Origin of the sequence: Rhizobium sp. BK650, assembly GCF_014195325.1 — a bacterium.
Taxonomy (GTDB): Bacteria; Pseudomonadota; Alphaproteobacteria; order Rhizobiales; family Rhizobiaceae; genus Rhizobium.
Map to the genome: position 1 here is coordinate 1 of NZ_JACIBK010000020.1, position 12,925 is coordinate 12,925.

Here is a 12,925-nt window from a genome sequence, read left to right on the forward strand (position 1 = left end):
GTGGCGTTCCCTCCGGGGAATTGGTGACATTGAACATCACCAGTCTGCCATGGCCGCCTTCTTTAGGAAATTTGCAGAACCTTCAGCACTCTACCTGCCGCTGGCTCTCGCAGTGGAGAGTGAGTGTTGAACCACACGAGTAACAAGGACTGCTGCTATCAAATGTAAGACGCACCCAAAGGATCATGCGTCAAGCTTTCAATGGTCGAGGTTCCTTTCGATTGGTCAGGTAGACTCCGGAAGCCACAATTACCGTGCCAGTAATGAGTGGAGGTCCTTGGCAAGGGCTGCAAACCGATCCTGTTCGGTCCGGATCGCTTCAGTTGCCGTCGATCCGTCTGCCATTGTCAATGTCGAAAAGTGAGAGGTGAGCCGTTCGTCGGCTCTGGCGCTGATAGCCATTGCGGCCTGTTTAAAACCAGACGATGAATATGTGCCCGGTGATTTGAACATCTCCGCGATCGTCTTGGCAGCTGCAGCAATCTCCTTCATGTCTTGCTGACGGGAAGTCGCGATATCGTCAACGGCGCCTGTGATTGTCGGAACGAGGAGGAAGGTAGACGATGCAGCTAGCATCAGCCGCTTAATGGTCCATCTCATCTGTTCGCTCATGCCGTTCTCGTGAGGAAGTTCACGCAAAATCATAGACGAGATGTCCAGACAAAATATGGCTTTTAAGGAAGGCGGCCTCAGCACGGCTCCTCCGTTGCATCTCCTGGATCAGGTTGACGACCCGCTAATGTCGGCGGCAAGAGTGGTTGCCAGCGTCCGCTGATGTCGCCGATCATTGAACGGGATCGACACGATCGAGATCATGGCGCAATCGTGGTAGCCGGCTGTAGCTGGCTTCGTTCCATCAAGGATCTCTCCCACCGATCACATAGCGACAGGACACCAGGGCGTCCTGCGATAAGCGATTGCGTCGCACTAGACTTCCGGAGCTGCTCATCCGGCTCGTCGGCCAGGAAGGAAGGCTTCGGGAACCTCGGGATATTCTGAGCGTTTTTGATCAGTTCAGAGGCCGAGGCAATCATGACCATTTCTGAAAATTTCTTCAATCCTCCGCAATTACCTCAGGCAGAAGAGCGACAGTCGAACGGTGGCGAAGAACGGAAGACGGAAGCTTTGCACAGGCGCGACACAGCTGCAAAGACAGCCTTTCTGATCAACGGCAACAATTATTTCGCAGAGCTGGCGCGCACGTTGCGGCAGGCCCGACGCACGATCTGGATCATCGGATGGGACTTCAATCCCGATATCCTGATGGAGCCGCAAAAATCCAATGAAACCTTGGGCGACTTGCTGCATGCGCTGAGTGCGGCAAATCCGGAGCTGGAAATACGCATCCTCGTCTGGGCGCTTGGCCCTATCTATTCGGAAAAATCCATAAAGCTTCTGCGAAGGAAGGCTTTCCCGAAAAGCCGGCGAATCGACCTGCGCTTCGACATCCAGCGCGCGATACGCAGCAGCCATCACCAGAAACTCGTCTGCGTTGATGATGCGGTTTCCTTCATCGGCGGAATAGACTTGACGTCACGACGGTGGGACACACGAAGCCATCGCGCCGACGACAAACTGCGGCGCGCGCCCGAAGGCGTTTTCTACGATCCGCTGCATGATGTTCAGGCGATGGTCACCGGTGATGCCGCGCGGGTCATCGGCAAAATCGCAAGACGGCGTTGGAAAGAGGCCACGGGTGAAGCCCATGCGCCGCTTGCCGAGCGCATTGATTTCGGCTGGCCGGCCGATCTTTCAGTTTCGCTGGTCAATTGCCCGGTCAGCTTTGCTCTGACGGAGCCGGCGACGGCTCTTCGGCCCGGCTCCAGCGACGGCATCACAATGGCGCTTGAACTCATTGCCAAAGCTAGGCGAGAACTCTACATCGAGACCCAATATCTCTGCTCCTTCCGTATCGCCGACGCCATTGCTGCGCGTCTTCAGGAAAAGGACGGGCCGGAAGTGGTCGTCATCTGCACGCGCAGCTCCCATGGGCTGATTGAAAAGATCGTCATGGGCAACAATCGCGATCGCGTCATACGGCGCCTGAAAAGAGCAGACTGCCACGATCGTCTGCGCGTCTATTATCCAGTCGTGCCGGGAAAGGACGCCGAGGTGGAAGTACTTGTCCATTCCAAACTGATCATCGCCGACGACGAGTTCGTTCGTATCGGCTCTTCCAATCTCAACAATCGCTCGGAAGGGTTGGATTCAGAATGCGACATGCTTCTCGAGGCCGAAAATGAACAGCATCGCCGCGCGATAGCAGAGCTGCGTAACAGGCTTGTGGCAGAATTCCTCGGTACCACCGCAGAAAGTTTCGCAGGCGCCCTCACCCATAGCGGCTCGATGATCGCGGCGATCGCAGCGTTCAACATCGGGCCGCGCGGCCTGCGAGAATTCGCGATCCAACCCGGCAGCGACACTCCCATCGCCGGGACTGCCGTCTTCGACCCTGGCAGGCCTCTGCCGATCTTAAGCAGACTGGGCCTGGGGCCGTTTTTGCGACGCCTCGGTCTTATCGTCCGCCCCGCGTGAGCGGCGCCGAAATACCACCTCGCTGATAATCAGCAATGTGGTGCCGAGCGTCAACGGGATGAAGAAATAGGCGCAACGAAATGCAATCAGTGCACCGATCGACGCCTCCTTGGGTACGACATAGGCAACGGTCGCCTCGAGCACACCGAGGCCGCCTGGGACATGCGTCGCGAGGATCGCCGAATTGGCGAGCACGAAAGCTGTCGTCGACTGAAAGAAGGCAACCGAGCCAAAGGCCAAGAGTACCTGGTGCAGACAGGCAGAAACGAAGACGAAGTTGATCGTCCCGATCGCGATCTGCGCAACGGCAATGGAAAACCGCGGCAACTGAAAGGACCAGCGCCAGAGCCGCAGTTTAGCGCGGACAAGAAAAGCCAGCACTGCATAGGCGATTGGCGCGAGGAGGGCAAGCGAGCCGGAAAGTCGGCTTGTTGCCGTCTCAATCCGCAGAAGACGCCCGGCGTCGACAGGATTGACGATCATTGCAACGGCACCCAGCGTGACCAGCCCCAGTGCTACTGTGACACCGCAAAAAAGAATAATCTTCGCTACATCCTCGGCTGTGAGTCCCCAGTGTTTGTAATAGCGGTAGCGAATGGCTCCGCTGCTTAAACCCGCAAAGCCGATATTGTGGCCGAGTGAAAGACTGACGAAGGAAGCTAGTGCGACTTTTGGGTAAGGCAGGGATTTGCCGAGGGCCCGGATCGCCAGGAAATCGAAGCAACTCAGGCAGAGGTAGGAGGCCGCAGCCCAGAGAAGTGCGACGCAAAACCTCCAGAAAGGGATGCTTTGCACCGATTCGACGACCTGATCGAAACTATACTGCTCGAAAATCCGATAGAGAAGAAAGAATGCCAGGCACAAAGCGCCAAGGAGCAGCCCGTTCCAGATTATGCTTTTCAATGTCATTGATCGTCCATATCGAAGATGGGAGTCGATCTTCGGGGAACGAACGAATGAATTCTGTGTTCCTCGCTACAGCAATCTTTCACCAAGGACATGCCCTACAAACCGATCAGACTCCTGACCTACAACGTACACAGCTGCATCGGCACCGACGGCAAGCTTGACCCCGGCCGCATCGCCAATGTCATCGCCGAAGCCGACGCCGACATCATCGCCCTGCAGGAAGTCGATGTAGGACGGCGAAGGACAGGCGGCGTCGACCAGGCACGCATGATCGCATCACTTCTCAAGATGGAGGCGCACTTCCATCCGGTCCTGTCGGTCGCCGAAGAACAGTACGGCGATGCTATCATCACCGCCCTGCCGACGGGCGCTGTCAAGGCTGGCCCGCTGCCATCCATCGGCGAAAAGCGCGGCGCCTTGTCCGTCGAAATCATGATTGGTGAAAGAAAACTGCTCGTGATCAACACGCATCTCGGTCTTCGCGGGCGCGAGCGGATCCAGCAGATGACCACGCTGTTGAGTTCCGGCTGGCTCGGCGTCGCTGCCGACGAACCCGTTTCGGCCATCCTCTGCGGCGATTTCAATGCCGTTCCGGCATCGGCGACCTATCGCCTTGCTACGCGCTCATTGAAGGATGCCCAACTCACCGGCAAGGCGGCGCCAAAGGCCACCTTCCCTTCTCGCCTTCCGCTAATGCGTCTCGACCACATATTCGTAACCGGCGATCTAACTGTAAAAAGCGCTGCAGTTCTTGGAACGCGGCTGGCGAGGATCGCCTCGGACCACCTTCCACTTCGTGCGGAAGTCGGTTTCGATTGACGCGTACTCCTGCCGCCCGGCCCATCGTTTGTATGAGGTCGAGTTGATCGTCGCAGGCGCATCCACTGGATTGCTAACTCTGCAACCCCAGCTTTGGAATTCGTCCGGATTACGCGGCCACCAAACAGCCTGAAAACCTCTCGGCTCGCCAACTGTTTCGAAGAGGCGCCCCGCTTTAAACGGATTTGAACCGACGCCCCCATCGATGTGTTTGAAACGAAGGCCCGCCGCAGCAGCAGGCTCATCTTCTCGAAGACGCGTAAGATCGGCTTATCTGAACGCGAAACGCTCAGGGCGGAAGGTCGCAAGCATGGGATGCTCGTCACCCCTTGCGACCTCGAAAGCGAGTAATTCCCCCAGGATGAGCCCGAGTGTTGCGCCGCTATGACTGAAGGCGACGTAATAACCTTTGATCGCCTTCAGTGCACCGACAACCGGTTCACCATCGCCAGGTATCGGCTTACCGCCGACGCCGATCCTGGCGACCTCAAGCTTCGGATTACCCTCCATTACGTTTGCGGCTTCGGCCAGAAGAGCCGCAATGACGGTGTCGTCGATATCAAATCCGCCGTCCGGGCGCCGCCTAACCCCTTCGTCTGCCGCCCAGTCGGCATCGAGCGAAAAGGCGCCGCCCGGTGCGGGACGAACGGCGACACGCGGCGTGTTCAGGACGGCGCGCAGGGGATGGGCGAGCGGTTTAGTCTGCACGAGAAGGGCGATCGGCGTCCCATCGCCGATGGTCTGCCCGCTCTCGGCGGCCATCCGCGGCACGGCAGGACCGGTCGCTAGCACAACGGCATCCGCCGGGAAACGTCCGCCCATCGCCGTCTCGGCACCGACCACCCGGCCGCCCTCGATCACGGCCCGTGCGGCTCCCTGGTCCGTCACCAGCGCGCCCCCGAGCCTAGAATATTCCTTCAGAAGGAGGCCGATCAGCGTTGGCAGATCGACCCAACCCTCACCCGGATTGAAAATGGCGCCCTGAGACGTGATCGCGCTCGCGTTTACGCCGGGCGTGACAGCCGCGACATCGGCGCCCGGCAGCCATTGTGCATCATAGCCGAGTGACACCTCATACCGATAGGCCGCATCGATCTCGTTGCGCTCGTCATCGGCGTCCCAGGTCAAGCCTCCGTCGAAGCGGAGCCAATTGGCATCCGGAAACCGCGCCGAAAGCGTACGATAACGGTCGATGCCGGCCATACGCAGCCGGTGGTAGGGTTCAGAGCGCATGCGCGCCGAGTTCAGCCACGAGAGGGAGCGGCCGGAAGCGCCGTTGGCCGGCGGACCGTCATTAAGGATGGTCACGCAGACACCGCGTCGCGCTAGCTGGACGGCCGTTGAGACGCCGAAGATGCCGGCGCCGATGATGACGGCCGAAGAGATTATGTTCTCGGTCATGGTAGTGTCCTTCGATTGGTTGGTCATGCGGATGGATGGTGCGCTCACGGCTCTTCCCAGCGGCCGCTGACGGCGGAGCGGAAGAGCGCGTCGATCGCCCTCGTGTTGGCGAGCGCATTCTCCAGCCCCGTATCGAGCGGGGTGCCGAAGAGCACGGATTCAGCGAAGGCATCGACCTGCTCGCGGTATTGGTCGGCAGGTTCTATGGCGATCTGCTCGCGCCCTCCGCCGGCAAGATCGCGGCCGTCATCGAGCACGAGGACGGTCGGTTTATCGGCCGGCGCGTTGAAGGGGATCGGGATTTCCAGGCGCCCAAGAGTTCCAAGCACCGTGACCTTCTGCGTGAGCGCAAGCTGAGTGGAGCAGGTGAAGGCGAGCTGCCTTCCCTCTGGAAATTCGAGCAGTCCGCTAGTCAACCGATCCGTTCCGAAGACTGGATGCCGCTCCATCAAGGCGATTGCCCGCGCTGGTTCGGCCTCGAACAGCAAGCGCGCGGTATTGATCGCATAGCAGCCGACATCGAACAGGCCGCCGCCACCAATATCGGCCTGGTTGCGCACATTGGCAGGATCGTCGAGATAATAGGAGAAGATCGTCTGAATGGCCCTCACCTCGCCGAGCCTTCCCTCGGCGACCAATGCGCGCGCTTTCTTCCATTGCGGATGATAGCGGATCATGAAGGCTTCGGCGACCGGCAGGCGGGCGGCCTTGTGCGGGGTTTGAAGTTCCAGTGCCTGCGCAGCACTAAGGGCAATCGGCTTTTCGCAGAGCACCGGCTTGTCGTGCTGCAACGCCCTGATCGTCAGCGGCACATGCAGATGGTTGGGCAACGGGTTGTAGATCGCATCGATATCGGGATCAGCGAGCAGGGCCTCATAACTGCCGTAGGCCCTGTCGATGCCGAAACGGGCGGCCATCTGCGTGGCCTTGCCTGGATCTCGCGAGGCGATCGCGCTCACGCGGCCGAGCCGGCTGGATTGGATGGCGGGGATCACGGACTTGGTAGCAATGTCCGCGCAGCCGAGCACGCCCCATCGTATCTTTCGTGTCATTGACTTTCTCCCGTCCCGTGCTCAGAGCACTTCGGCAAGGAAGCGTTGGAGGCGCGGGCTCTGCGGATTGTCGAAGATTGCCTCGGGCGTGCCTGCTTCCATCACACGCCCCTCGTCCATGAAGACAACCTGATCGGCGACGCGGCGGGCGAAGCCCATTTCGTGGGTGACAACGACCATTGTCATCCCGCGCCTGCCAAGATCGGCCATCAGATTAAGCACGCCCTTGACCAACTCAGGATCGAGTGCGCTGGTCACCTCGTCGAAGAGAATGACCTCCGGCTCCATGGCAAGGGCTCGAGCGATGGCCACTCGCTGCTGCTGCCCGCCCGAAAGGCCGCCGGGGCGGTGATGCTGCCGGCTCGCAAGGCCGACGTCGGCAAGCCGCGCCCTGGCTATGCGCTCGGCTTCAGCCTTCGGCAGGCCCTTGATCTTCGTCAGGGAGAGCATGACGTTTTCAAGTGCTGTATGGTCAGGGAAGAGGTTGAAGTGCTGGAACACCATCCCGACGCGGCGGCGCAAGGTTTCTGGCTTCATGGCCAGGATGCTTTCGCCGTCGATGAGGACGTCGCCGCTCTTGGGCTCGACGAGACGGTTCAGCCCGCGCAACAATGTCGATTTGCCGGAGCCGGACGGGCCGATGATGCAGGTAACGCTGCCCGGCTTCACCGAGAGCTCGACACCCTTCAGCACTTCGAGTTCGCCGTAGGCCATCCCGAGATTGAGGACCTCGAGGCTTCCCCCCTTGAAGGCGGCCTCCGATGCGCGGCCGGCGCCGTCAAGTTCGCTCACCTCCTCAAGCCCGCTGGTGACGATTGCCGGGCGCTGCTTGCCGAGCCGCAGGCGACTGTCGATAGCGTTGACGACATGGGTGAGCGGTACAGTGACAACGAGGTAGAAGATGCCCGCAAGGAGCAGCGGTGAAAGATTACCGGTCACGACGGCTTGGTCCTGTCCGACGCGGAAGATCTCGCGCTCAGAGGCGAGCAGGCCGAGAAAATAGACAAGGCTCGAGTCCTTGACGTTGCCGATGAACTGGTTGACGAGGGCCGGCAGCACGCGGCGCACGCCCTGTGGCATGACGATGAGCCGCATCCCCTGGCCGTAGCTCATCGACAGCGCCCGGCAGGCTTCCATCTGGCCGCGCTCGACGCTCTGGATGCCAGAACGGAAAATCTCGCCAATATACGCACCGGCGATCAAGCTGAGCGAAACAATGCCGAGCGGATAGGGCGACGGGCCGAACAACTCGCGACCGATGCGGGCAAATCCCTGGCCGATCAGGAGAATGGTGACGATGGCCGGCAGGCCGCGAAAGATATCTGTATAGAGACGGGCGGGGATACGAAGCCAGGGCGACCTGGAGATGCCCATGATCGCGAGCGCCATGCCGATGACGATGCCAAGCACCGTCGAGGCCGCTGCAAGGATCAGCGTGTTCTTGAGGCCGACAGTGATCATGGTCGGCAGGACCTCAGCCATGGCGTTCCAGTCCATGAAGCTGCGGCGGAGATTTTCAAGCCAGTTCATCAGGAGGTTCCTTGAAAGAAGGACCGATCCGACGATAAGCCGGACCGGTCGTCGGCATCACGGCTTGGGGAGATAGGCCTCCGGCATCGGCGTGCCCGGGAACCACTTTTCGTGCAGCTTTTTCCAGGTACCGTCCTGCATGGCTTCGTGCAGACCCTTGTTCAACGCTTCGCGCAGGGCATCATTTCCCTTGCGGATCACGAAGCCGGCCGGCGCATCGAAGCTCGGGATGTTGACGGCGACCCTCAGCTCAGGATAGCGCGTCGAATAGTCTTTCGCCGCTTCGTAGTCGAGGAAGTGGGCGTCGACCGTGCCATTGTTGAGCGCCGAGACTGCGGAATTGTTATCCGGGAATTTCACGAGGTCAGCACCGGCAAAATTCTTCTCGGCATAGATTTCCTGCAGGGTCCCCTGCACCACACCAACGCGCTTGCCCTTAAGGGTGGCGACGTCGGTGATGCCGGCATCCGGCGTCAGGACAGTGAGGAAACCGGCCAGATAGCCATCTGAAAAATCCACGGTCTCCTTGCGCTTGTCCGTCGTTCCGATGGCTGCGGCGGCCACATCGAAACGGCTGTTGGCGACCGAAGGCATCAAGGCCGAGAACTCCTGACCGGTGAATACGACCTGCTCCTTCTTGAACCCCAGGCGTTCCGCGACGTTGAGGAACAGCTCAATGTCGAAGCCAGTAAAACCGCCGTCGGCGGTGGTGAAGGCATAGGGCTTGGCATCGCCCATCGTGCCGACGCTGATGACGGCTGGGTCGATAAGATGGAGCGGATTGTCCTGTGCATGGACCGATAGTGCGGCACCTGCCAGCACGAACAGCGCAATCGTGACAGTAGCGGTGCGTGCTCGGGCAAGCGGGATTTTGAAGGTTTGCATCAATTGCATTGGTTTCGTCTCCTCTGGTGGTGATCTCTGCTTCTTCTTCAAGGCATATGCATCCGTCCGGACGACGGCTCGCGCCGTGCGTCCAATCGATGACAAGCACAGGCTCTGAAACTTCGTTTCTTGTTGAGACCGGTCTCAATTGGAAAGAGACCGGTCTCTTTGATATTTGTCAAGTGCTCTCTTCGCATTTGCCACTCCCTAATATCTCTTGTAAGGCTATCCTCATGGACCAAACCACAGCCAGAAGCACCTCCGTCACGGTCGCCGACGTCGCGCATAAGGCAGGCGTCTCAAAGGCGACGGCTGCGCGGGTTCTGGGCGGATATGGAACCGTCAGCGATCGGGTGCGCGCGGCCGTCGTCGCCGCCGCGCGCGAACTCGATTACCGACCAAACGAGCTTGCCCGCAGCATGACGACCGGTCGCTCCGGCACGATTGGCGTCGTTGTGGGTGACATCGAAAACCCGTTCTTCAGCCTCGCCGTGCGCGGCATCACCGATGTCGCCCGGCAGGCCGGATTCACTGTCATCCTCATCAATTCAGGGGAAGACTTGGTCGCGGAACGGGCGGCCATCCGCACTCTGCTTGCCAAACGCGTCGATGGCCTCATCGTCTCACCTGCTAAGGAAACCGATGTCGAGCACCTACATGAGGCTGTTCGCTCCGGCTTGCCGCTCGCCTTGCTCGACCGCGGAAGCGACACGCTCGACGTCGATACCGTCATTGCCGATGACCGGCACGCCGCCGAAAACATAACGCGCCGGCTGATTACGCTGGGGCACAGTCGCATCGCCTATCTTACCGCCTGCGACACGCCGAGCCATCGCTTCCGCACGGTAAGAGATATAGGTACCGGCTCGGTGCGGCGGCGTATCGAAGGGTTCCTCGCCGTCTGCCGGGAGGCTGGCCTGACCGGCATGGAGGATTGGGTCCACGTCGGCGCCGTTAGCTCGGAACATACCCATCGCATTGTTACCGAGATGCTCCAATCGGCGCAGCGTCCGACGGCTGTCATCGCATCGGATAGTATAATCGGCCTGGAGGTGTTCAAGGTTCACCGTCAACTGGGGCTGAGCATTCCAGACGACCTGTCGCTGGTGTCGTTTCACGACGCGGACTGGACGTCCGTAACGACGCCCCCGGTTACTGTTGTGCGCCAACCGGTCTACGATCTCGGAGCGACAGCGGCCAAATTACTGGTCGAGCGGTTGAACGGCGAAGCTGGGCCTGCCCGTAAAGTGATATTGAAAACTGAGATCCTTGAACGCGCCTCAATGCGGGAGGTGTTTTGATTATCAATTGATGCCGTTGGTTCAAAAGCGCCACCCAATAGTTGCGAGACGTGGTTTGAGCCCAGGCGCTGCTCAATGGAAGAACTTCCCGTTGAACCGGTGCAGTCTGCCAAGAGCGTTAAAGAGCGACAAAAAGAGGATATCGCGAGATAGGATGCAAACGATCGTCCTAGACAGATTGGAACCGGCGACCTCCATCGGCGGCCGTTTCGGACACTTTTCGACCGTCAAGACCAATTTCGAGGAGCAGACCCTTGAGTGGTTTGCCGATTTGCCTTCATGGATTCCTTGTCAAGGCAGATCACGTTTGAGCAGGAGTCTAGGCTGACTTGGCCTGCCTGACGATTTGGAAGGCAATGGATACTACATCAACATCGAGGCTCCACGGTCGAGATAGGTATCGAGGAATTGTTCAAGACGGAGATTTCTCGGTTTCTTAAAGACCTCCTGGGGCGATCCGCTGAAGAGCACCTTTCCGTGGTCAAGAAAGATGATCTGCTGACCGACGGTCGCGGCAAAACCTATTTCGTGCGATACGACGACCATCGTCATGCCCTCGGCTGCCAGATCGCGCATGACGTTCAAGACTTCGCCAGTCAACTCCGGGTCAAGCGACGACGTCGGCTCGTCAAACAGCATGATCTTGGGCTTCAGCGCCAGGGCACGAGCGATCGCCACGCGCTGCTGTTGGCCGCCTGACAGCTGTGAGGGATAGTGTCCCGCCCGGCCCTCAAGGCCAACCTTGACGAGCTGGGCCATTGCCCGCTCCTCGGCATCCTTGCGGCTCATCTTGTGAACCGTTTTCAGTGCCTCGCTGACATTGCCAAGCGCCGTCATATGCGGCCATAGATTGAACTGCTGGAACACCATGCCGATTTGGGAGCGGATCGCGCGGTTGGCGGCAGCCGAGATGCGCTCGCGCCGCCCTTGCGAATCCTCGGTATAACCAAGCACCTCGCCGTTGATGGAGATCGTCCCGCGTGTTGCCTCTTCAAGAAAAGCCATGCAGCGTAAGAGCGTGCTCTTGCCGGAGCCGGATGGGCCGATGAGACAGGAAACCTGCCCGGGCTCGATGGTGAGATTGACATCGTGAAGGACTGTGGTTTCTCCGAAAGTCTTGACGAGATTCTTGACTGCTATTGCGGGGACACTCATGCGTTGAAAAACCTGAATCTGGATAGTTTCGTTTCAGCAAGGTTGCCAAGCCAGCCAGTCACTTCGACGAGCACCCAATAGAAAAGCGCCAACGCGGAGAGCGCTTCGACGAAGGCATATTGCTGCGAACCGATTGCGCTCAGCGTCGCCGTCAGCTCCGGCACGGTGATAATGGACAAGACCGCCGTCTCTTTCATCAGGATGACCACCATATTCACGAATGGTGGCAGCACCAGCATCGTCATTTCCGGCAATAGAATGCGCCTGACAATCTGCCCCTGAGTGAGGCCGACACATTCGCCGGCCTCAATATGTCCCCGCGGCACAGCCTGGAAGCCGGATCGGAAGATTTCGCTGAAATAGGCCGCACCATAGATGGAAATGCCGATCAATCCGGCAGGCAAGGGATCAAGATCAAGGCCGACAAAGGGGCCACCGTAATAGACCAGAAATATCTGGATGAGAAACGGCGTGCCGCGTAGTATGGCTACGACGGCGCCCAGCGCCTTGTCGATCAGCACGCCGCCATATTGCCTGGCGACAGCCATCAGGAAACCGATGACGGCCGCAGCGATGGTGCCGAGGATCCAGATCATGATCGTCACGCCGGCACCGCTGACGATGGCGGGCCACTGCCCGATGAGCACATTGATGTCGAAGGTCACCGCGGCGCCCCCGGCAGGCTATTTTCGATAAGGCCGCCGGCAAGGGCGACCATCCAGTTGATCACCAGATAGATGAGACCGGCGGATGCGAAAAGCTGCAGCGGCAGGAAGGTGCTGCCGGCAAGGTCCTGCGCCATGCGCGTCAGTTCGACAATGCCAACGACTGAGACCAACGACGAGGCCTTGAGAATGAGAATCGCCTCGTTGACGAGAGCTGGAAACGTAAGGCGCAGGGCCATCGGGACCTTGACGCGTCGGAAGATCTGGCGCGGCGTCAGCCCAACCATTTCCGCCGACTCCACCAGGCCTGAAGGCACGCTGGCAAAGCCGCCGCGCAGGTTCTCCGCCTGGTAGGCTGCCGTGCAGAGTGACAGGCCGATGATCGCGGCCACGATGCTCGGTACATTGATGCCGATGACCGGAAGAAGATTGTAGATCAACAGCAGCTGCACCAGAAGCGGCACGCCGCGGAAAAAGCTGATGAAAATCTGGGCAGGGCGCACGAAAAGCCCTCGCCTCGACAGCAGCATTCCCGAAAGAAGGATCGCAATCGCAAAGCCAATGAGGATCGACACAACGCTGATGGTCACCGTGTAGATCGATGCCTGCAAAAGCAACTCGAAGAGTTTAACGGACATTGTTCAGATTTCGCTCGCTTGGCGGTGAGGAAGAT

General features: G+C 59.3%; 12 protein-coding genes. 3 read left to right on the forward strand and 9 right to left on the reverse strand.

The genetic code is table 11. The features are described 5' to 3' along the window. Positions 1-249 precede the first annotated feature (249 nt). The gene (locus FHX15_RS29745) at positions 250-612 is read right to left on the reverse strand and encodes a cytochrome c (RefSeq protein WP_184401925.1); all 363 of its coding nucleotides are present in this window, start codon (positions 610-612) and stop codon (positions 250-252) included. Between the two features lie 420 nt (positions 613-1,032). Here FHX15_RS29745 and FHX15_RS29750 point away from each other — a divergent pair, with 420 nt between their 5' ends. Then, a complete protein-coding gene (locus tag FHX15_RS29750) occupies positions 1,033-2,535 on the forward strand; it encodes a phospholipase D-like domain-containing protein (RefSeq protein ID WP_184401926.1) in 1,503 nt (500 codons plus the stop codon). Here the strand turns inward: FHX15_RS29750 and FHX15_RS29755 are convergent. Continuing rightward, positions 2,473-3,444, reverse strand: a complete 972-nt coding sequence (locus FHX15_RS29755) for a lysylphosphatidylglycerol synthase domain-containing protein (protein ID WP_184401927.1) — start codon at positions 3,442-3,444, stop codon at positions 2,473-2,475. The two genes, FHX15_RS29750 and FHX15_RS29755, sit on opposite strands and share 63 nt — an antisense overlap. Before the next feature lie 90 nt (positions 3,445-3,534). Here FHX15_RS29755 and FHX15_RS29760 point away from each other — a divergent pair, with 90 nt between their 5' ends. Next, on the forward strand, positions 3,535-4,263 hold the full coding sequence (locus FHX15_RS29760; RefSeq protein ID WP_184401928.1) for an endonuclease/exonuclease/phosphatase family protein: 729 nt from the start codon (positions 3,535-3,537) through the stop codon (positions 4,261-4,263). Positions 4,264-4,533: 270 nt separating this feature from the next. Here FHX15_RS29760 and FHX15_RS29765 read toward each other — a convergent pair whose 3' ends face one another. From FHX15_RS29765 to FHX15_RS29780, 4 genes are read right to left on the reverse strand one after another with little or no spacing between them, the layout of a single operon-like run. Continuing rightward, the gene (locus FHX15_RS29765; protein WP_184401929.1) at positions 4,534-5,664 is read right to left on the reverse strand and encodes an NAD(P)/FAD-dependent oxidoreductase; all 1,131 of its coding nucleotides are present in this window, start codon (positions 5,662-5,664) and stop codon (positions 4,534-4,536) included. 44 nt (positions 5,665-5,708) lie between these two features. Next, positions 5,709-6,716, reverse strand: coding sequence for a Gfo/Idh/MocA family protein (locus FHX15_RS29770; protein ID WP_184401930.1), 1,008 nt, complete (start codon positions 6,714-6,716; stop codon positions 5,709-5,711). A gap of 21 nt (positions 6,717-6,737) precedes the next feature. After that, a complete protein-coding gene (locus FHX15_RS31525; protein WP_184401931.1) occupies positions 6,738-8,246 on the reverse strand; it encodes an amino acid ABC transporter permease/ATP-binding protein in 1,509 nt (502 codons plus the stop codon). 57 nt (positions 8,247-8,303) lie between these two features. Further along, positions 8,304-9,140, reverse strand: a complete 837-nt coding sequence (locus FHX15_RS29780; RefSeq protein WP_184401932.1) for an ABC transporter substrate-binding protein — start codon at positions 9,138-9,140, stop codon at positions 8,304-8,306. Positions 9,141-9,364: 224 nt separating this feature from the next. On the opposite strand from FHX15_RS29780, the gene FHX15_RS29785 reads away from it, so the two are divergent. After that, a complete protein-coding gene (locus FHX15_RS29785; protein WP_184401933.1) occupies positions 9,365-10,432 on the forward strand; it encodes a LacI family DNA-binding transcriptional regulator in 1,068 nt (355 codons plus the stop codon). Positions 10,433-10,795: 363 nt separating this feature from the next. Here FHX15_RS29785 and FHX15_RS29790 read toward each other — a convergent pair whose 3' ends face one another. The 3 genes from FHX15_RS29790 to FHX15_RS29800 are packed head-to-tail and all read right to left on the reverse strand — an operon-like array spanning position 10,796 to position 12,890. Then, positions 10,796-11,587: an amino acid ABC transporter ATP-binding protein gene (locus FHX15_RS29790; protein WP_184401934.1), complete on the reverse strand. Its 792-nt coding sequence runs from the start codon at positions 11,585-11,587 to the stop codon at positions 10,796-10,798. Then, positions 11,584-12,252, reverse strand: coding sequence for an amino acid ABC transporter permease (locus FHX15_RS29795; RefSeq protein ID WP_184401935.1), 669 nt, complete (start codon positions 12,250-12,252; stop codon positions 11,584-11,586). The genes FHX15_RS29790 and FHX15_RS29795 overlap by 4 nt, the downstream gene beginning before the upstream one ends. Beyond that, a complete protein-coding gene (locus FHX15_RS29800; RefSeq protein ID WP_184401936.1) occupies positions 12,249-12,890 on the reverse strand; it encodes an amino acid ABC transporter permease in 642 nt (213 codons plus the stop codon). The genes FHX15_RS29795 and FHX15_RS29800 overlap by 4 nt, the downstream gene beginning before the upstream one ends. Positions 12,891-12,925 lie beyond the last annotated feature (35 nt).